Below are 19,933 nucleotides of genomic sequence, written 5' to 3'. Positions count from 1 at the left end.
CCGTTTTCACCTTTTTGCTTTATGGAAGAGAACATAGGCTCAACCGTGAAGCGGAGACCGTTGGAAAGGCGGGCCCACAACTGAGCACCAGCACGGAAACCAGTATAATTACCTTCGTAAGAGTTGACAAACACGGGATCTGTGCGCTTGGCATGACCGAGTTCGTAACCTCCGATGAGATTAACACCGAAACGTTGATCCCAATTGAAGTTATTCGTAAAACCAAAAGGATTAATCAAAAGGTCGAAAGTGGCACCACGCGTACCCACCAGCAACTTGGTTGGCTGGCCGGCATAGCTGCTCGATGCCCAATCGGCATTAGTTACATGGAAACCGGAACGCGCAGCAAAGGCTGAAGAGAACCACCAACCCAATGAAGCCGTGGCATCAAACCCGCGCGTGTTTCTGAAACCGAGGGAGGTGCGTCCCGTATAAGAGGGACCAAAAGTATATTCAAAGAAGAACTTAGACTGTGTGGCTGCATCGAAGATTTGCTCAGTTCCATCGAAGTTATACATCATACCAATATTGAAGTTATTGGTAAAGGTGCCTTCCTTCGAATATACCGTATGATAGGGATATCTGTTTTGCGGCATACGATAAACCGTATGATTGATGAACAGAGCCGCCCTGCGCGATACATTATAAGACAGCATACCACCCACATTGGCAGCGAAATCCGTTCCACCATTACCCATCAGCAACGTAGGACCTGCATAGAGATAGACATTCCAACGACGCAAGGGGTCATAGCCCGCCATCATGTTAGACAGGTTCAGCTGATAGTCCAACGAAAAGAGGTAATTCTCAAACCTATACTTATCTATACCAGAAGGCGTATTGCCATAGTAAGCCAAAGACTCCTTCATCCACTCTCCCTGCAAACGGACACCATGAATGGGATTAAACCGATAACCACCAAACGCCAAGACGTTTTTGAACAAGTCATGTTGATAACCGGAGAATCTCCAATCCCAAACCGTATTGTTCCATCCTAAACCTACACCGGCAAAGAAACCGCTAAGAGGAGTGTTCTTGATAGAGTCTCTACTAACCGAATCGGTACCAAACACATGGTAGTTGCGGATAGCCTTATCACGGAACAGAACGGAAAGTCCGAGTTTAAGCGCATATTCATCATAACGTGCCCTATCAAGATTACCGTTGTAATGCTGTATAGGCATATACGTGGGTTCCAAAGTCAAACGAAGATCGTTTGTCAACTTCATCCAAAGCTGTCCGCCCAAACGGAATGCCGTGTAATTTCCTTCAAAAGAATTAGCGAAGCCAGGTGTCGTCTTTTTCAATCTGCCAAACTCATAGCCAGCCAAAAGATTCAATCCGAAGTTAGAATCCCAGTTATAATGACGCTTGAAGCCGAAAGGATTGAAAAGGAAGTCGAAATTAAATCCGTTTGTTCCAATCATATATTTTACCGGCTGCCTACTCAATGTGCCATCTTTCCAATCGGCATTCGTCACATGAATACCTGAACGGATACCCACAGCGGGAGCCAGCCACCAACCAATAGCAGCAGATGCATCAAAGCCCTTTGTGTTCAGTAACGAGAGTCCGTCCGTCTTTCCCATGAAAGAACCACCGAAGCCATAGTCAAAGAATACCGGGAAACGAAGATGTTTCAACTGACCGTTGTCTGACAGATAGCGCAAATCATTATTGAAACGCTTCATAAAGACACCTGCATGTGCCTTGTCCGAAAGCTGACGGTCGAAATACCACTGATACATGAGATTCATTCCGTAAGCAAAATCGGGATCGCTATAGCCTGGATTTGTTAAAAGATTATATTTCGTCGAAGCAACTTTGAAATAAGGTTCAAAGCCAAATGAAGCATGCGGACTTGCAAAGAACTTGAACTGGAAGCCTACATGACCGTCGAATGAAGTTCCCGAAGTGTAGGCATAAGTAGCAGACAGACCGGGGTTCTTCCATGAATGCATACTTGAAGAGCGAAAACCAAGCCCCACAATACCCGACACACTGAAAGGACGCTCAGGGCGATAACCCAACAGATAATTGCTGAAATTATACAAGAAATCAACATAACCGCCATAAGAATTATATTGGTTCGTGTTGAACACACCTGCAGAAGGGTTTGTATACCCCCATGATTTCTCCAAACCTACACGGAAAGAAGACATTGGACTGAGTTCTTTTCCCAGACCAAGGCGGAAACTCATTATTGGTGTATAGTAGAGTTCCTGATTAGAGTTCTCATAAAAGTGACCTACACCACCACCTATATGAAAATAGGTGTTACCCAAAAATCCTCTGTTTACGTATTGGTCGCCTTTAAAACGATGGCGACTGTCAAGCACATAATTAAGTGCATTAAAGTTCTTTTGGCGAGGAGCACCATAGTAAGCCGTATCCTGCTGAGCAACCGTAGAATCTGCAAGCGCTTCCTCCAACTCGCTCAAATCCCGCGCAACTGTATCTGTTTGCTGTATGCCGAAATGACGAGCACCCGGCAACGCCTCCGCTACCAAAGCGGGTGTCGTTGCAGCAACGCTACTCACAACAAAAGTCGGTACAGATAACAGTAACAAAAATATCCTTCTCATTATTCTTTCTGTTTATATCTATTTATTGGCCTCCTCAGCCTTATTCTCTTCTGTCTCCACAGGCGCTGTTTCCTCTGTTGACATCGTTATATATTTAAAACGCTCTCTATAGTCCGGAATGCTTGCCTCTTTATAAGGATAGCGTTTCCGCAAATCATCACTGATATTGGCATCGGTATTGAAAAACTTATGGAACGAGTCGTCCAAATCAAAGCTGTGTTGGAAATATGCCAAGAAGTCAGGACAGTCTATTGCCTGCAACTTCAACGCAATGTCTGCGCCATACTTATTGATAAGATCCGTTATTGTGACGTTCTCCATATCCGGATCGTTTGCAACAACGACTCCCTTCAAATACCATTTCTTTGCCAAATTATCGGGCAGAGAATCTATCAGAGGTTCTATTTGCTTATAAGTGTAGCCCAACTCTGGAGCCAACTCCGTACTTAAAACTGCACGGTTCACCGGATTGGTGTTCATCACATAATCCAAGGCAGCCTTCGCACGTTCCTCTTCGGCCGGCGTTTTATTCTGCTTGAAGAACAACGTTTGCAAATCTATCAGCATCTTCAATTCATGGAACTTATTCGTATCCGGCAACTTGTTTGCCAAGAATGCAGCTTCGCCCAATTTACGCTTACGCAAATACATCAAAGCTTGATTGGCGACAATTTCCTTAAAGTTGACCGTATAATTGTAAGAGTTGTCAAATGCGATAGGACGGGAGACCTCGATACCAGCCTGCATGTCAATAAAAGGCTTCAAAATATCCAAATTGACAGAATCAGCATCTAACATATAACAAGCGACCTTGTTAGCAATATAAGCGGCAAAAGGACTAAACTTGGCCGTCTTACGAGCCATATTCTCCTTGTAAGCCCGCATCGTTATCTTGCGTATCTCGGCAGAGTCCTTAATTTGGGACAACAAATTAAAATAATCACCATTTGAGAACATCTCTGTTCCACCTTCGGCATAGCGAGGATCATTATAATAGGTCCATACCGTTTCAACCGGATCAAGTATTTTGTTTCTTCTGATGGTATAAGAACTCTTAATCAAACGCTGATTCTGCATCACACGTTGTATCAACATATTGCTTGCCATCATTCGGTTCAACCCGGCAAGATCATGAGCCTGTCCATACTTTCTCAACTCCTCGGCTTCAGCCTTTTGACCGTAACGGACCAAAGAGTCGGCCACGTCATCCCATGTATATACATGCGGTTCCTTGACAACCAAGTCTGCACTGCTGATTTGTGAACCGATGATTCGCAAAATCTTCCGTGCACGATTTGCCGCCAAAGACTTGTTTGAATTAAATCCTCCTTCAGGAGAAGCTGCACCTTGAATTGTGAAGTTCACCAAAGAACGTCCGTATGAGCGAAGCTCTCGCACAAGCATATCCAAAGTCTGCTGGTTCACGGAATCTGAAGTAAGTTCGTCCTTACCCACAACAAAGAACAATTCCAAATCTCTTGGAACCTCTTGGAGACGTGCTCTTACTTGCTCGAAAAAGCGTGATGACAAATCCATCTCACACTTTGCCGTAGCTGCATCAAGCATCTTCCAAGGCTTTCTGCTGTTTGCAGAACCCTCCTTATTATCTTTGAAATAAACATGCGTGTAGTCTTCAAGGCTCACCTTGCCCACCCATTTGTAACTCTTATCAGGATCGGGCTTGGGGAAAGTAACTTCCCAATCCAACCGCAAAGCCTTTTCACTCAAAGGCTGCTGTGGGTCATAATAGGAATGGAGAGAATCATTACGCTCATAATCGTAACTCTTACGGCGAATTTGATTATGATGATATTGGAAACCCTCGAAAACCATCGGCTCCAAATACTGAACTGTATCTTTGGATTCTGCATCCAATGCGGCAGGCTGGAATATCAAGCGGGCATGCTTCTTGGCGTAATTCTCAGGAAGGCCGATGCTGACGTTCCAATGAAGATTTGGTCCGTCATCCAGAGGGGGCTGTTCTGAAAAGTTCACACCTTTTCGCTTGGCGTAGACACTTGTTCCTTTCAACAAGATGGCATCATTTGATCCCGAAGTAAACGAAATATCATAATTAAGCTGTGTACCTTTGATCTCAATCAATTTCACCTGATTGTCACTGATAACAAGCAGCGCACCGTTAGCAGAAATATCAGCTTCGAAGTGGCCTTCGTAGTCAGGGGTAACAACCTCGTTACTCTTGATATTCACAACACTTCCCAACTCATTGCCCTTCTGACGGTAAAGATTGGCCTGTGCACGGGCATCTTTCTTGTTATCGAAGACATACACGGGAACTGACAAAGGTTCTTTCCCACCTGTCTTTCCGTCAAGCGTACGCATTGTCTTCGAAATGTTACCTGTGATATGAATTACCTGAGCACGGCCGCTTTCCGTAGAAAACAGAAAAACGAGCAATAGCAGATATATGTATTTAATATATTTCTTCATCATTCAAAAAATTACATTTCTACCATATCGTATAAGAAAGTGTGACGCCTATCTTGGTAGGCAGGATATAACAACTACTGAAACCCTTACGTAAAAGCGAACCGTTGTTCAGTTGAAGGTCAGGATGGTCGAGATGCAGCTTCTTATGGCGCGTACCAATGAAGCCGAAACCGGCATGTGCATCGATGGCCCATTTATCGGACAATGCAAAAACATAGCCGAACGTCAAGCCTGCACCAAGGGCATAGCCGTCATAATTCACATTTTCGTGGGTAAACAAGTAATCGGCTGCCAACAGACTGACACCAACAAAATGATGGTAAAGTGGACGACCACCAAAATAGTAGCGGTATTCAGGCTGCACACCCATGATTTTCAAATTATCGTGGAAATAAGGGTTCTTCGTCCCGAAGACCGACAAGCCCAATGTTGAGCGGTTACCTATCGTCATCTCGGCTCCTAAATTGTAGGTTTGCAGTGCCAACATCGTTACATCTGTGTTGACACTAAGCTTCTGCGCATGAGAAGCAACCGTTCCTAAAGCCATGATGAGCATCAAAAATATCTTTTTCATTTCCTATACAGCCTTATTGTTGCGTATTTTGTTCTTTCATCCATGCAGTCAGCCTGTCATACGTCAAGAAAGCACCTTTAAAAACAGTATCAGTTCCATTATCACGCGCTACCGTTCTAACTTGTGCGAACGCGAGTTCTGCCTGGGTCGTGGGAACAGAGTCCGTCTGTTCCGCAGGAGTTTCTGTCGGTTTTGAGTCTGTCGGTGTTCCGTTTTCACCTGTTCCCGTAGTAGGTACAGACTCTGTTGCAGGCTGCTCGGCCGGCGTGGTCGATGGCGTTTCTTCTACGGGCTTCTCATCTTTCTTCTCACCCTCTGTCGTTGTAGGGGTCGATTCGGTAGGCGTAGCAGGGCTTTCCGCAGGTTTTTCTTTCTCTTTATTCTCATTTTCCGGAGTAGAAGGGGCAGAAGGTGTTTCCGAAGTCGTTGGCGGATTATCACCGGCAGGGGCCTCGGTCGGATTATTCTTTCCGTTTTCCTCGGCAGGCTGTTCCGTTTCCGTCTTCTTATCACCTTCAGTAGTGGGCTTTCCAGGAGCATTGTCCGGTGTTTCCGTAGGCTCTGACGGCTGATTGTCATCACCGTTCTTTTCTACAGGAGCCTCATTCCCGGCCGGAACGGTCGTGGTAGTATCTGTAGGAGTGGTCATTGTCGTGTCAACAGGCTGTTCTGATGTGGCCGTATCGCTCACGACAGTTGTATCCGCACCGATCGTGGTCGTATCTACAGGTACAATGGCACTCGCACCACGCTTTCTCATTGCTCGCAGTGAGTCTACCATGTGCTTGTTAGCCTGTTTCAACGAATCGGCAAACATTTTATTGGCCAACCTCAGCGAGTCTGTTGTACGTTTGTTTGCAGCAATCTGTGCTTGACGCTCCTTATAGGCTATCGCACGTACGTTCTTCAAAGAGTCTTGCATAAACTTCCGCTCCAACTCTCGATGCTGCTGTTCGAATCTCTTTTCGTAATCAAGCTTCTCCAAAGAGTCCTTTCTTATCTTTCGAGCTACCTTCTGTGCAGCCGCCGTACTGTCGCGCTGCAGCTTCAATGTAGCCAACATCACGCGGTAATCATTATCAACCTCAACACGTTTCTTGTATTTGTTGGCGACGATCGGACCGAAGTGATAAACGAGCGACACGCGCACCGCATCCGTAGCTGCTGCATAGATAAGCGGAGAGAATGTTGGTTTATAACCTTTCTCAGGTTTTGTCGTTACATATTCAAAGCGATTGCCTCTGAGCTCACGCGTATATTCCTTATATTTTGCAAAGACAACACCGGCATTCACGCCCAAATCAAGGTCGAGACTGCTGCCATTGGTATAGCCATAGAGTTGCTTCACATAGCCGAAAGAGAGTCCGCCAAAGGCTGAAGTCCCTTTGTAGCCCGTCTTTCCCAACTTGATATCAAAAGAATTAGCACCGGCATAGACACCCCAATAGAAAACAGAAGTGGGGTTCTTTCCATGCCAATATTTCCTTAACTGTATCCTGCCGTCATACAAATCATAGATATAGAAGCGCGGTTCTTTCGACTGCTCTTTCCAATTAAACCGGCCCTGTACACCAACCGTCCATTTACTCCAGTTCCGATTGCCCAACGTAAACTCCACGCCCACGTTAGGGGTTAAGGCAAGCCAATCGACAGTATTCGTTCTGAAGTTGAATCGCTGACCGAACTTCAGGGTATCCACCTTGTTGTAGTATAAGAGCTGCGCTTGTGCCGATGCAACGAAAAACAATTGCATCAATAGACAGACAACCCATCTACATACTTTAGAATGATTCATAAATCTCTATAAAATCGTTATCTTTTTACTTCTTCGTACCTGCAATCGAAAGCAACTGCTTTGCATAACTGTCTTCAGGGTCCAACTTGATGATCTTCTCAGCATAGCTGACGGCCATCGGCATCACTTTCTTGATATAGTAATAGTAAGACAGCTGTTTATAACACTCTATCATGTAATCGTTATCACCACCGTCACGTTCCAGAATCTCCAAAGCCTGCTGATAATAAGGTTTGGCGAGGCCACGCACATATTTCGGATCCATCAAAGCATTGGCCTTGGCTCTCCAATAATAGCCCACATAGCTGTCGGGACGCAACTTCGACACCTCTCCGAACACTGCCTCTGCCTCTTTCAACACAGCAATCTTCTCAGGTGTCAGATCGTCACCCATCTTCTCGCTCGTTGCCTTACGCCAATAAAGCATACCCAACTGGAACAAATCGCGCGAGCGGTCATAGGTAGAGTCGGTAATCGTAGCCAAATAATCACGTGTGTACTTGATGGCCTTGTCGTAATCACCGATTTTCTGATAGGCTGTGGCAATATCCTTGTCGATACCCGGCACGTTCTTGGCTTTCGCTCTTGCCAACTCAAACTTCTCGATGGCTTCTTCCGGGTGGCCCAATCCATTGAGCACATAACCATAATACAAGTAGTCCGTGTAACGTATCTTCGTCGTATCGGTAGCCATATCAAGCAATTCCTTGGCATTTTCAAGTGCAGCCTCATAATGCTCTTGGTCGGTATTACAATACAGCATCAAGCGCACAAGATCGGTATTGTGCGGATGCAGCTCATTACCTCTCGTGGCCACTTGCAATGCTTTCTCATAATTGCCCGACAATAGCACAGACTGCGCATAATGCACAAGTTCATCTTCGGTCATCAACGAGTCAGGCAACGACTCGTATCGAGCTATCGCCTCCGTATAATTCTGAGCACCATAGTATAATTCGGCAATCTTCCCGTCGACGGGAAGGTCGGGGCGAAGCATTTTGATAAAATTCAGTTTACTGATAGCATCTTTCATATCCGTAAACTTCACTACTTCTGCATACTTGAAATAGGCTTCCGGGTCGCGCTTATTGAAATACATCGCACGCCCGTAATAATATTTGGCAGAGTCCGTATTGTTCTTTGCCAACGCAATATCACCACCTAAATTAATCGTCTTCGTGCTAATTTTATAACATTTCTTCGACAAGAGAAAATACTTTTCGGCCTCATCAATCTTTCCGGCCTTCAAGTAAGCCGACCCGATGGTGGCAATCATGTCCGTATTTTCCTTATCTGCCTTGATAGCCTTCTCCACATAAGTCTTTGCCAAGCCTGGATTCGAATTAATCAGACTCACCATATCGTCAACCTTTCCGCTCTGCATCACGTTTTGAGCAACAACAGGCGAAGCAGCTATCAAAATCACGACGATTAATAATTTAATTCTATACATACACTATATATATTATTGAACGTGTAACACAACACGATAAAAACGTCTTTTTACCCTCTCTTTTGCTAAACGTGTGCAAAGTTACGACTTTTTTTTAGAGAATAACAACCTTTTTAGATATTTTTTATTTCCATCCTCAAAAAAGGAGTCTGCCAACGAGCAACAAAAAGAATTACCAACAGCTTATGACACAGAAGCATTCCATCGCCTATCACGAAATCCTCTCCTTGGAAATAAATGTGCATGACTTGCATGCTCATACCATGAAGCACAGTGTTAATGAGACCCTATATACAATAAGGTATAATTCTACCATCCGCTTGTTTGCCTACCTCATGCCTTACAAAGTCCATTTTCCCTTTTCTCACACTATCACATTAAAGCCCTCGGCTCTCCCCCGCAAGTCACTCACAGTCTTATTAAAGATGTATTGTTTTACAACTTGAGAAAGACAGGCTTCCAATCTCAATCATTTTGCAGCCCGATATCAGTCCTATTACCGTTCAAAATGACTAAGATCGCAAGGTAAAGTGACTGAAACGAACACATCATTTGGCTAAGATTATAAAGCCAGAGCATTGGGCATGACGGCACAAACAAATGAAAGGAGAAAACATGCGGCTCATTATCAATACGTTTTCAAAGAAAAACGCAAAATAATTTGGAAGTTAAGGAAATATAATGTAATTTTGCACCCACTTATAGCGGAACGGTTTCTGAGACCAACTGCCACAACTTGAACATGACATTCAAAATAAACAATTTAAATAAAAACAAAAAAACATGATTATTGTACCCGTAAAAGATGGTGAGAACATCGAAAGAGCACTCAAAAAATTCAAAAGAAAATTCGAAAAGACAGGTGTTGTCAGAGAACTTCGTGCCCGTCAGCAATACAACAAGCCGTCGGTTTTGAAGAGACTCAAGATGGAACACGCCATTTACGTACAGAAGTTGCGCACGAACGAGGAATAAAAACTCGTTAAAAATTTGGCCGTTTGAATTTAATTCCGTAAATTCGTTGCGTGAACATTGTGACAACAGCAGCGCATTTATGATGATTCAAAGGTTTTTGGACTACTTGAAATTTGAGCGAAACCGATCGGATTTGACGGTAAAGAACTATGGAGATGACCTTCGGGCCTTCGAAACGTTCTGCAAAGACCAAGAAGAACCAATTTCATGGGAGGCGGTAGACGCCGACGTCATCCGTAATTGGATGGAGCACATGATGGATAAGGGAAACAATGCCACCTCAATCAACAGACGATTGAGTGCGTTGCGTTCCTTTTATCGTTTTGCACTGTCAAGAAAACTCGTGAGCAAAGACCCGGCGCACAGCATCACAGGTCCGAAACGGAGCAAACCGTTGCCACAGTTTTTGAAAGAGCGCGAGATGGACAGGCTGCTACAGCCCGATTTGTGGACAGATGGTTATGAAGATGTGCGGAACCGTACGATTGTCATGACGTTTTATGAAACAGGTATCAGACTTTCAGAACTGACAGGACTTGACGATGACGCGGTGGACTTTGTCAACCACCAACTGAAAGTCACGGGGAAGAGAAACAAACAGCGCATCATCCCTTTCGGAGACGAATTGGATTCTGCGCTCCGCTCGTACATTGAGCGACGCAATGTCGAGTTGACGAACAGGGCGGAAGGGCTCTTTCTGACGAGCAAGGGTGAGCGGATGACCCCGGAACAAGTAAGAAAAAGCGTGCAACGGAACCTCTCGAAGGTCTGCACACTGAAGAAACGTTCACCCCATGTACTGCGTCACACATTTGCAACGGCCATGCTGAACAACAAGGCCGGCATAGAAAGTGTCAAGAAACTACTCGGACACGAGAGTCTGACAACAACAGAAATCTACACGCATACGACGTTCGAGCAGTTGAAACGTGAATATTCAGACGCCCATCCAAGGGCTTAACCTTAAAAACGGAGGTAATTATGGAACTAAAAATTCAGTCGATTCATTTCGATGCTACCGAGAAACTACAGGCGTTTATCGAAAAGAAAATTGCCAAGTTGGAGAAAACCTATGAAGACATACAGAAAGCAGAGGTACAATTGAAAGTAGTGAAACCGGCCACTGCGCTGAACAAAGAAACCAGCATCACGGTCACGGTTCCGGGGCAGAAGCTCTTTGTACAGAAAACCTGCGACACTTTTGAAGAAGGCATTGACGAAGCAGTCGATTCTATGAAAGTGCAGCTCACCAAATACAAGGAAAAAATCCGCAGACATTAAAAAAAGCGGCTAAAAGTTTTGGAAGTTAAAAAATAAATCGTATCTTTGCAGCCGTTTTACAACACGTTCGAAAAGCCGTCAGCGGCTGTAAGGATTTGCCTCTTTAGCTCAGTTGGCCAGAGCACGTGATTTGTAATCTCGGGGTCGTTGGTTCGAATCCGACAAGAGGCTCACCGTTTATCCGAGCGAATGCAGCTTGTAAAAACCAACAAGGGTGGTTACCAGAGTGGCCAAATGGGGCAGACTGTAAATCTGCTGGCGATGCCTTCGGTGGTTCGAATCCATCACCACCCACCTCCGAAAGGAGTTTTGCGGAAATAGCTCAGTTGATAGAGCACTAGCCTTCCAAGCTGGGGGTCGCGGGTTTGAGCCCCGTTTTCCGCTCTTGTGCGACGCTGTAATAGCTCAGTGGTAGAGCACTTCCTTGGTAAGGAAGAGGTCCTGAGTTCAACTCTCAGTTACAGCTCTTTCCGGTTCTATTCCGTAGCACTGAGAAAAACAGAATAATTGATTACACATTATATACAAATAAACAAAGAAAAGCTATGGCTAAAGAAGAATTCGTACGTACCAAACCGCACGTAAACATTGGTACAATCGGTCACGTTGACCACGGTAAAACAACACTTACCGCAGCAATCTCAAAGGTTCTTCACGATAAGGGCTTTGGTTCTGAGGATGTAAAGTCTTTTGACCAGATTGACAATGCCCCTGAAGAGAAAGAGCGTGGTATCACCATCAACTCTGCTCACATCGAGTATGAAACCGCAAAGCGTCACTATGCACACGTAGACTGCCCGGGCCACGCCGACTATGTAAAGAACATGGTTACTGGTGCTGCCCAGATGGACGGTGCAATCTTGGTTGTTGCTGCAACTGACGGTCCTATGCCTCAAACACGTGAGCACGTACTGTTGGCTCGTCAGGTAAACGTACCTCGTTTGGTTGTGTTCTTGAACAAGTGCGATATGGTTGACGATGAGGAAATGCTCGACCTCGTTGAAATGGAGGTCCGTGAAATCCTCGAACAGTACGGTTATGAGGAGGATACTCCGATTATCCGTGGTTCTGCACTTGGTGCTTTGAACGGTGTTGAGAAGTGGGTTGACTCAGTAATGAAGTTGATGGACACTGTTGATGAGTGGATCCAAGAGCCAGTACGCGAGGTTGACAAGCCTTTCTTGATGCCTGTCGAAGACGTATTCTCCATCACCGGTCGTGGTACTGTTGCCACAGGCCGTATTGAAACCGGTGTATGTAAGGTAGGTGATGAAGTTCAGCTCCTTGGTCTCGGTGAAGACAAGAAGTCGGTTATCACTGGTGTTGAGATGTTCCGCAAGAACCTTGCCGAAGGTCAGGCCGGTGACAACGTAGGTTTGTTGCTCCGTGGTATTGACAAGGCTGAGGTTAAGCGTGGTATGGTAGTCGTTCACCCGGGTGCCATCACTCCTCACGATCACTTCAAGGCTTCAATCTATGTATTGAAGAAAGAAGAAGGTGGCCGCCACACTCCGTTCGGCAACAAATATCGTCCTCAGTTCTACCTCCGTACGATGGACTGTACCGGTGAAATCAAGTTGCCGGAAGGCGTAGAAATGGTTATGCCGGGCGACAACGTTGAAATCGAAGTTGACTTGATTTACAAGGTTGCGCTGAACGAAGGTCTGCGTTTCGCTATCCGTGAGGGTGGCCGTACCGTAGGTTCAGGTCAGATTACTGCAATCCTTGACGACGTTAAGTAATTAAAACGAAATAATTATTTAATGACATAAAAAGTTTCCACTATATTGTTAGTGGAAACTTTCTTACGGGAATAGCTCAGTTGGTAGAGCATCGGTCTCCAAAACCGAGGGTCGTGGGTTCAAGTCCTGCTTCCCGTGCTAATGAGAAGATAATATGTTTAAGAAGATAGTAAATTATTGCAAGGCTTGTTACGAAGAACTTGCGCATAAAACTACTTGGCCGACACGTGCCGAACTGACTCACAGTGCAATGGTTGTATTATCTGCTTCCCTTGTCATTGCTCTTGTGGTGTTCGCCATGGACAGTTTGTTCCGGTTCGTGATGAATACAATCTATCCAAATTAATTTCGGGAAATGGCTGAAACAGGAAACAAATGGTATGTACTGCGCGCCGTTAGCGGAAAAGAGGCAAAACTGAAAGAATACATTGATGCCGAAATGAAGCATAACGAGCTGCTGAGTACGCATGTCTCACAGGTTTTGATACCTATGGAGAAGCATGCTTCCTTGCGTAATGGCAAAAGAGTAGTAAAGGAAAAGATTTCTCTTCCCGGCTATATCTTTGTTGAGGCTAACCTTGTTGGTGATGTTGCACACATGTTGCGCTTCATGCCCAATTGTTTAGGTTTCCTTGGAGGTTTGGACGACCCTTCACCTGTCCCACAATCTGAAATCAACAGAATGTTGGGTACTGCGGAAATCACAGAAATAGAGGACTCTATGGATATCCCCTACGCTGTTGATGAAACAGTTAAGGTGACAGACGGTCCATTCAGTGGCTTCAGCGGTGTGATAGAAGAAGTCAATACCGAGAAGCATAAGCTGAAAGTGATGGTCAAAATCTTCGGACGTAAAACTCCGTTAGAGCTCGGTTTTATGCAAGTAGAAAAGGAAGGTTAAACCTCGTTACGGAAGTTAACCGTCTTTTATAAATTCAATTTTTAATATTAACAAAGAAAATGGCTAAAGAAGTTGCTGGTTTAATCAAATTACAGATTAAGGGTGGCGCTGCAAATCCCTCACCTCCCGTAGGCCCTGCACTGGGTTCTAAGGGTATCAACATCATGGGATTCTGCAAAGAGTTCAATGCCCGAACCCAGGATAAGGCAGGTAAAATTCTACCTGTTGTTATCACATACTACACAGATAAGTCATTTAGCTTCATCATCAAAACCCCTCCTGCAGCTGTTCAGCTGAAAGAGGCCGCTAAAGTGAAGACCGGTTCAGCCCAGCCTAACCGTCAAAAGGTTGCAAGTGTAACTTGGGATCAGGTAAGGGCTATTGCAGAAGACAAGATGAACGACCTCAACTGCTTCACAGTTGAGTCGGCTATGAAGCTGATTGCAGGTACTGCTCGTAGTATGGGTATTACTGTAAAAGGGGACTTCCCTGGTGAATAATTTAAAACTTCAATTAAGAAAATGAGTAAACTGACAAAAAATCAAAAATCAGTAGCTGAAAAGGTTGAAGTAGGGAAGGCATACACATTGAAAGAGGCTGCAGAACTCGTCAAGGAAATCACCACGACAAAGTTTGATGCATCTCTGGATATCGATGTACGTCTGGGCGTAGATCCACGTAAGGCTAACCAAATGGTTCGCGGTGTTGTTTCACTGCCGAACGGAACCGGTAAGACTGTTCGTGTACTTGCCCTCTGTACTCCTGATCAGGAGGCTGCCGCAAAGGAAGCCGGTGCTGATTATGCAGGTCTTGACGAATATGTTGAGAAGATCAAAGGTGGTTGGACCGACATTGACGTCATCATAACTATGCCGTCTTGCATGGGAAAGATTGGACCTTTAGGCCGTGTACTCGGTCCTCGTGGTCTGATGCCTAACCCTAAGAGTGGCACAGTAACCATGGATGTTGCCAAAGCAGTAAAAGAAGTTAAACAGGGAAAGATTGATTTCAAAGTCGATAAGGCTGGTATTATCCATACCTCGATCGGTAAGGTATCAATGACCCCTGAGCAGATTTTCGGTAATGCAAAGGAATTTATCCAGACTGTTATCAAACTGAAACCTGCTGCAGCTAAAGGTACATACCTCAAGAGTATCTTTATTTCAAGCACTATGAGTAAGGGTATCAAAATTGATCCTAAATCAGTTGAATAACTCTAAAAGTTTTGTACAATGAAGAAAGAAGTAAAAGATACTATAATCACTGAACTTGGCGAGAAGCTGAAAGCGTATCCTCATTTCTATTTGGTAGATCTTACCGGCTTGAATGCAGAGGCTACAAGTAATCTTCGTCGCAAGTGCTTCAAGAGCGAGATCAAGATGGTTGTTGTGAAGAACACACTCCTTCACAAGGCTTTCGAGGCTTCAGATGTAGATTTTGAACCTTTATACACTTCGCTGAAAGGTACGACGGCTGTTATGTTCACACACACAGCCAACCTCCCTGCAAAGTTGATAAAAGATTATGAAAAGGAAGGAATTCCTGCACTCAAGGCTGCCTATGCAGAGGAAAGCATCTATGTAGGTGCTGATAAACTTGCAGAACTTGCAGCTCTCAAGAGCAAGAACGAAGTCATCGCAGAGATTGTTTCTCTATTGCAGTCCCCTGCAAAGAACGTTGTTTCTGCTCTTCAGTCAGGCGCAAACACCATCCATGGTGTGCTCAAGACTTTAGGCGAGCGTCCTGAATAAAAAGTTGGACAACATTCAATATAGAGTCACAAATATTATTTTTTAACAAGAACAATTAAAATTTAGAATAAAATGGCAGACATTAAAGCTATTGCAGAAGAATTAGTTAATCTTACTGTTAAGGAAGTAAATGAGTTGGCAACAGTCCTGAAGGACGAGTATGGTATTGAGCCTGCCGCTGCAGCTGTTGCTGTAGCTGCTGGTCCTGCTGCTGGTGGTGCAGCTGCAGCTGAGGAGAAGTCTTCTTTTGACGTAGTCCTCGCTGAGGTTGGTGCTACAAAGCTTCAGGTTGTGAAGGCTGTTAAGGAAGCTTGCGGTCTTGGTTTGAAGGAAGCTAAGGATCTTGTAGACGGTGCTCCTTCTACCATCAAGGAAGGCGTTGCCAAGGACGAGGCTGAGAATCTGAAGAAGGTTATCGAAGAGGCCGGTGCCAAGGTAGAGCTGAAGTAATTCAGAATACAGTTTTTCTTAAATACGGTTAGGATCTTCCAAGTAGGTTGGTCCTAACCTTTTTGTGTCTTTTCTACATATAATTAGCCTGATTAGGCTGATGAAGCTTATAAGCCCAGTTGGGCCAATTAAATATTTATATATGACAAAAGTTGTTGATAACAGAGTAAATTTTGCCAGCGTGCATAATCCGCTCCCCTATCCGGATTTTCTCGATGTGCAGTTGAAGTCTTTCCGTGACTTCCTACAGTTGGACACACCACCTGAAGAACGTAAGAACGACGGTTTGTATAAGGTGTTCGCCGAGAACTTCCCTATCACTGATACACGCAATAATTTCGTTCTTGAGTTCTTGGACTACTATATCGACCCGCCTCGCTACTCTATTGATGAGTGCCTTGAACGCGGTCTGACCTATAGCGTACCTTTGAAGGCCAAGATGAAGCTGTATTGCACAGATCCGGACCATGAGGATTTCGGTACATTTATTCAGGACGTTTTCTTAGGAACAATTCCTTATATGACTTCCAATGGTACATTTGTCATCAATGGTGCCGAGCGTGTCGTTGTTTCACAGTTACATCGTTCGCCGGGTGTCTTCTTCGGGCAGGGTGTACATGCTAACGGAACCGTCCTCTACAGTGCACGCATTATCCCGTTCAAGGGTTCATGGATTGAGTTTGCTACCGACATCAATAACGTCATGTATGCTTATATCGACCGCAAGAAGAAGTTGCCTGTAACAACACTTCTTCGTGCCATGGGATATGAGCAGGATAAAGACATCTTGCAGATTTTCGACCTTGCAGAAGAGGTCAAGGTCAATAAAAAGAACATGAAAGCTGCCATCGGTCGCAAATTGGCTGCACGCGTATTGAAAAGTTGGAACGAAGATTTCGTAGATGAAGATACGGGTGAAGTTGTTTCCATCGAGCGCAATGAGGTCATTATGGAGCGTGAAACAGAACTGACTGAAGACAACATCTCCGAGATATTGGATAGCGGAACCTCTACCGTACTGCTCCACAAAGATGCTGAAACGGCCAACAAGTTCACGATTATTTTCAACACGCTGGCAAAAGACCCGAGCAATTCCGAGAAAGAGGCTGTCAACTACATCTATCGCCAGTTACGTAATGCCGACCCTGCTGATGATGCCAGCGCACGCGAAGTGTTCCAAAATCTGTTTTTCTCTGACAAGCGTTATGACCTCGGCGAAGTTGGTCGCTATCGTATCAACAAGAAATTAGGACTTGACACAGATATGGATACCCGCGTTCTGACCAAGGACGACGTCATTGAGATTATCAAATATCTTATCCAACTGGTTAATTCCAATGCAACTGTTGACGATATCGACCATCTGAGCAACCGTCGTGTACGTACGGTCGGAGAGCAATTGGCCAACCAATTTGCTATCGGATTAGCACGTATGAGCCGTACTATCCGTGAACGCATGAATGTTCGTGATAATGAAGTGTTCACTCCGACTGATTTGATCAATGCAAAGACTATCTCAAGCGTTATCAACTCGTTCTTCGGGACCAACCCACTGAGCCAGTTTATGGACCAGACCAACCCGCTTGCCGAGGTAACCCACAAGCGCCGTCTGTCTGCCCTTGGCCCGGGCGGTCTGTCACGCGAGCGTGCTGGCTTCGAGGTCCGTGATGTTCACTATACTCACTATGGGCGCCTTTGTCCCATTGAAAGCCCTGAAGGACCGAATATCGGTTTGATCTCTTCACTTTGTATCTATGCGAAGATCAACGACCTCGGCTTCATTGTAACGCCATATCGCAAAACCTCTAAGGCCAAAGTCGATATGGACAACAAAGATGTCGTTTACCTCACGGCTGAGGAAGAGGAAGAGAAAATCATCGGCCAAGGTAATGCACCACTATCTACAGACGGTACTTTCTTAAAAGATACGGTGAAATGCCGACAAGATGCCGATTATCCGGTTGTAACTCCTGATCAGGTCGACCTCGTAGACGTATCTCCCCAACAGATTGCCTCTGTTTCTGCCTCTTTGATTCCATTCTTGGAACATGATGACGGCCACCGTGCACTGATGGGTTGTAATATGATGCGTCAAGCCGTACCATTGATACACAATGATGCACCTATCGTTGGTACCGGTCTTGAGAAGCAAGTGTGCGAAGATTCACGCACAATGATTACCGCAGAAGGCGATGGTGTCATCGAATATGTTGATGCAACAACGATCCGCATACTTTATGACCGCACAGAAGAAGATGAGTTTGTCAGCTTCGAACCCGCTTTGAAGGAATATCGCATTCCCAAATTCCGTCGCACCAACCAGAACATGACTATCGATCTCCGCCCCATTTGCGATAAGGGTCAACGTGTGAAGGCCGGCGATATCCTTACAGAAGGCTATGCAACCGAGAACGGAGAATTGGCATTGGGACGTAATCTGCTTGTTGCTTACATTCCTTGGAAAGGCTATAACTATGAAGACGCCGTGGTTATTTCAGAACGTATGGTTCGCGAGGACATACTTACGTCTGTTCATGTTGACGAATACTCACTCGATGTGCGTGAAACCAAACGCGGTGTGGAAGAGTTTACTGCTGATATTCCAAACGTAAGCGAAGAGGCTACCAAAGACCTTGATGGAAATGGCATTATCCGTGTCGGTGCGCGTGTTGAACCGGGCGATATCCTCATTGGAAAGATTTCTCCAAAGGGAGAGAGCGACCCTTCTCCAGAAGAGAAATTACTCCGTGCCATCTTTGGAGATAAGGCCGGCGACGTAAAAGACTCTTCCTTGAAAGCCAATCCTTCACTGAGTGGTGTCGTTATTGATAAGAAGCTATTCTCACGTGCCATCAAGACCCGTGAGTCGAAAAAACAGGACAAAGAACTTTTGACCAAAATCGACGAAGAGTATGAGGCAAAGAATAATGACTTGAAAGATATCCTTGTCGACAAGTTGATGACTTTGACTAAGGGTAAGGTTTCACAAGGTGTAAAGGATTATACCGGTGCAGAAATTATCACCAAAGGTAGCAAGTTCACGATTACGGCTCTCAAAAATCTCGAATTCGATGGCATCCAGAGCAACAATTGGACGAATGACGACCATACGAACATACTGATTCAGAAACTCATCATGAACTACATCCACAAGTACAAACTGTTAGATGCAGAGATGAAGCGCAAGAAATTTGCAATCTCTATCGGTGATGAGCTTCCTTCGGGCATTCTCCAGATGGCCAAAGTCTATGTTGCCAAGAAACGTAAGATACAGGTGGGCGATAAACTTGCCGGACGCCACGGTAACAAGGGTATTGTTTCAAAGGTAGTACGTACTGAAGACATGCCGTTCTTGGAGGATGGCCGCCCTGTAGACTTGGTATTGAACCCGATGGGCGTACCTTCGCGTATGAACCTTGGCCAGATTTTCGAGGCTATCCTCGGTGCTGCCGGCCAGAAGTTGGGGTGCAAGTTCGCAACACCAATCTTCGACGGAGCCAAGTTGGAAGACCTGAAAGAATGGACCGACAAGGCCGGTCTGCCAAACCTATGCTCCACTTACATCTATGATGGCGAGACAGGTGAGAAGTTCGACCAACCTGCAACCGTCGGTATCACCTACTTCTTGAAGCTGGGACACATGGTTGAAGACAAGATGCACTCCCGTTCCATCGGTCCGTACTCTCTCATCACGCAACAACCACTCGGCGGTAAGGCACAGTTTGGCGGTCAGCGTTTTGGAGAAATGGAAGTCTGGGCCATCGAAGCCTTCGGTGCAAGCCACGTATTGCAGGAGATTCTGACCATCAAGTCTGATGACACTGTAGGACGTAGTAAGGCCTACGAGGCGATCGTGAAAGGCGATCCCATGCCGACGCCCGGCATTCCGGAGTCTCTCAACGTGTTGTTGCACGAACTTCGTGGTCTCGGTCTGAGCATCAAACTTGATTAATGTGAACACTCCTAATTAAAAGA

Annotated in this window: 15 protein-coding genes, 5 tRNA genes and 1 pseudogene; 16 read left to right on the top strand and 5 right to left on the bottom strand. The window is 45.2% G+C overall.

Annotated elements, in window-relative coordinates; translation table 11 throughout:
* From HMPREF9944_RS13125 to HMPREF9944_RS08620, 5 genes and pseudogenes are all read right to left on the bottom strand, one after another.
* Positions 1-2,585 (bottom strand): annotated as a pseudogene (locus tag HMPREF9944_RS13125) (hypothetical protein); the annotation flags it as partial.
* An 18-nt stretch (positions 2,586-2,603) separates the two neighbouring features.
* Entirely contained in the window at positions 2,604-5,039 is a 2,436-nt protein-coding gene (locus HMPREF9944_RS08635) for an OmpA family protein (protein WP_008565795.1), read from the bottom strand.
* Between the two features lie 16 nt (positions 5,040-5,055).
* Positions 5,056-5,610, bottom strand: a complete 555-nt coding sequence (locus HMPREF9944_RS08630; RefSeq protein ID WP_008565794.1) for a DUF3575 domain-containing protein — start codon at positions 5,608-5,610, stop codon at positions 5,056-5,058.
* Between the two features lie 13 nt (positions 5,611-5,623).
* Complete coding sequence (locus HMPREF9944_RS08625) at positions 5,624-7,405, bottom strand: DUF3575 domain-containing protein (protein WP_008565793.1); 1,782 nt, start codon at positions 7,403-7,405, stop codon at positions 5,624-5,626.
* 25 nt (positions 7,406-7,430) lie between these two features.
* Positions 7,431-8,858, bottom strand: a complete 1,428-nt coding sequence (locus HMPREF9944_RS08620) for a tetratricopeptide repeat protein (protein WP_008565792.1) — start codon at positions 8,856-8,858, stop codon at positions 7,431-7,433.
* Positions 8,859-9,641: 783 nt separating this feature from the next.
* Between HMPREF9944_RS08620 and rpsU the strand changes: the two genes are divergently transcribed.
* The 16 genes from rpsU to rpoB all read left to right on the top strand — a co-directional run bounded on the left by rpsU (position 9,642) and on the right by rpoB (position 19,910).
* Entirely contained in the window at positions 9,642-9,833 is a 192-nt protein-coding gene (gene rpsU / locus HMPREF9944_RS08615; protein ID WP_008565790.1) for a 30S ribosomal protein S21, read from the top strand.
* A 79-nt stretch (positions 9,834-9,912) separates the two neighbouring features.
* Positions 9,913-10,794 (top strand): tyrosine-type recombinase/integrase, encoded by an 882-nt coding sequence (locus tag HMPREF9944_RS08610; RefSeq protein ID WP_044113572.1) that lies wholly within the window; start codon positions 9,913-9,915, stop codon positions 10,792-10,794.
* A 20-nt stretch (positions 10,795-10,814) separates the two neighbouring features.
* Complete coding sequence (hpf, locus tag HMPREF9944_RS08605; protein WP_008565788.1) at positions 10,815-11,114, top strand: ribosome hibernation-promoting factor, HPF/YfiA family; 300 nt, start codon at positions 10,815-10,817, stop codon at positions 11,112-11,114.
* Between the two features lie 97 nt (positions 11,115-11,211).
* A tRNA-Thr gene (locus tag HMPREF9944_RS08600) sits at positions 11,212-11,285 on the top strand.
* Between the two features lie 41 nt (positions 11,286-11,326).
* Positions 11,327-11,408, top strand: a tRNA-Tyr gene (locus tag HMPREF9944_RS08595).
* Positions 11,409-11,425: 17 nt separating this feature from the next.
* A tRNA-Gly gene (locus HMPREF9944_RS08590) sits at positions 11,426-11,498 on the top strand.
* A 10-nt stretch (positions 11,499-11,508) separates the two neighbouring features.
* Positions 11,509-11,580: transfer RNA gene (locus tag HMPREF9944_RS08585), tRNA-Thr, on the top strand.
* 79 nt (positions 11,581-11,659) lie between these two features.
* Positions 11,660-12,856 (top strand): elongation factor Tu, encoded by a 1,197-nt coding sequence (tuf, locus tag HMPREF9944_RS08580; RefSeq protein ID WP_008565787.1) that lies wholly within the window; start codon positions 11,660-11,662, stop codon positions 12,854-12,856.
* 65 nt (positions 12,857-12,921) lie between these two features.
* Positions 12,922-12,994 (top strand) — tRNA-Trp (locus HMPREF9944_RS08575).
* Between the two features lie 16 nt (positions 12,995-13,010).
* On the top strand, positions 13,011-13,202 hold the full coding sequence (gene secE / locus HMPREF9944_RS12780) for a preprotein translocase subunit SecE (protein ID WP_019968504.1): 192 nt from the start codon (positions 13,011-13,013) through the stop codon (positions 13,200-13,202).
* Between the two features lie 9 nt (positions 13,203-13,211).
* Positions 13,212-13,757 carry a transcription termination/antitermination protein NusG gene (gene nusG / locus HMPREF9944_RS08570; RefSeq protein ID WP_008565786.1) on the top strand — a complete coding sequence of 182 codons (546 nt, stop codon included), beginning with the start codon at positions 13,212-13,214 and terminating at the stop codon, positions 13,755-13,757.
* A gap of 59 nt (positions 13,758-13,816) precedes the next feature.
* Positions 13,817-14,257, top strand: a complete 441-nt coding sequence (rplK, locus tag HMPREF9944_RS08565; protein ID WP_008565785.1) for a 50S ribosomal protein L11 — start codon at positions 13,817-13,819, stop codon at positions 14,255-14,257.
* 21 nt (positions 14,258-14,278) lie between these two features.
* Positions 14,279-14,971: a 50S ribosomal protein L1 gene (gene rplA, locus HMPREF9944_RS08560; protein WP_008565784.1), complete on the top strand. Its 693-nt coding sequence runs from the start codon at positions 14,279-14,281 to the stop codon at positions 14,969-14,971.
* Positions 14,972-14,989: 18 nt separating this feature from the next.
* Complete coding sequence (gene rplJ, locus HMPREF9944_RS08555) at positions 14,990-15,508, top strand: 50S ribosomal protein L10 (RefSeq protein WP_008565783.1); 519 nt, start codon at positions 14,990-14,992, stop codon at positions 15,506-15,508.
* A gap of 72 nt (positions 15,509-15,580) precedes the next feature.
* Positions 15,581-15,958 (top strand): 50S ribosomal protein L7/L12, encoded by a 378-nt coding sequence (gene rplL / locus HMPREF9944_RS08550; RefSeq protein WP_004373941.1) that lies wholly within the window; start codon positions 15,581-15,583, stop codon positions 15,956-15,958.
* 142 nt (positions 15,959-16,100) lie between these two features.
* Entirely contained in the window at positions 16,101-19,910 is a 3,810-nt protein-coding gene (rpoB, locus tag HMPREF9944_RS08545) for a DNA-directed RNA polymerase subunit beta (protein ID WP_008565780.1), read from the top strand.
* The last annotated feature ends 23 nt before the right edge of the window (positions 19,911-19,933 follow it).

Source organism: Segatella maculosa OT 289 (genome assembly GCF_000243015.1).
Taxonomy (GTDB): Bacteria; Bacteroidota; Bacteroidia; order Bacteroidales; family Bacteroidaceae; genus Prevotella; species Prevotella maculosa.
Note: the sequence above shows the minus strand (reverse complement) of the source record. Positions and strands in the feature narration are given on the sequence as shown.

Excerpts from the sequence above, each read along its gene's own strand:
- HMPREF9944_RS08625 (WP_008565793.1), bottom strand. The coding sequence starts at position 7,405 with ATGAATCATTCTAAAGTATGTAGATGGGTTGTCTGTCTATTGATGCAA.
- rpoB (WP_008565780.1), top strand. The coding sequence starts at position 16,101 with ATGACAAAAGTTGTTGATAACAGAGTAAATTTTGCCAGCGTGCATAAT.
- HMPREF9944_RS08635 (WP_008565795.1), bottom strand. The coding sequence starts at position 5,039 with ATGATGAAGAAATATATTAAATACATATATCTGCTATTGCTCGTTTTT.
- rplA (WP_008565784.1), top strand. The coding sequence starts at position 14,279 with ATGAGTAAACTGACAAAAAATCAAAAATCAGTAGCTGAAAAGGTTGAA.
- rplL (WP_004373941.1), top strand. The coding sequence starts at position 15,581 with ATGGCAGACATTAAAGCTATTGCAGAAGAATTAGTTAATCTTACTGTT.
- tuf (WP_008565787.1), top strand. The coding sequence starts at position 11,660 with ATGGCTAAAGAAGAATTCGTACGTACCAAACCGCACGTAAACATTGGT.
- HMPREF9944_RS08620 (WP_008565792.1), bottom strand. The coding sequence starts at position 8,858 with ATGTATAGAATTAAATTATTAATCGTCGTGATTTTGATAGCTGCTTCG.
- HMPREF9944_RS08610 (WP_044113572.1), top strand. The coding sequence starts at position 9,913 with ATGATGATTCAAAGGTTTTTGGACTACTTGAAATTTGAGCGAAACCGA.
- rpsU (WP_008565790.1), top strand. The coding sequence starts at position 9,642 with ATGATTATTGTACCCGTAAAAGATGGTGAGAACATCGAAAGAGCACTC.
- rplK (WP_008565785.1), top strand. The coding sequence starts at position 13,817 with ATGGCTAAAGAAGTTGCTGGTTTAATCAAATTACAGATTAAGGGTGGC.
- hpf (WP_008565788.1), top strand. The coding sequence starts at position 10,815 with ATGGAACTAAAAATTCAGTCGATTCATTTCGATGCTACCGAGAAACTA.
- secE (WP_019968504.1), top strand. The coding sequence starts at position 13,011 with ATGTTTAAGAAGATAGTAAATTATTGCAAGGCTTGTTACGAAGAACTT.
- HMPREF9944_RS08630 (WP_008565794.1), bottom strand. The coding sequence starts at position 5,610 with ATGAAAAAGATATTTTTGATGCTCATCATGGCTTTAGGAACGGTTGCT.
- rplJ (WP_008565783.1), top strand. The coding sequence starts at position 14,990 with ATGAAGAAAGAAGTAAAAGATACTATAATCACTGAACTTGGCGAGAAG.
- nusG (WP_008565786.1), top strand. The coding sequence starts at position 13,212 with ATGGCTGAAACAGGAAACAAATGGTATGTACTGCGCGCCGTTAGCGGA.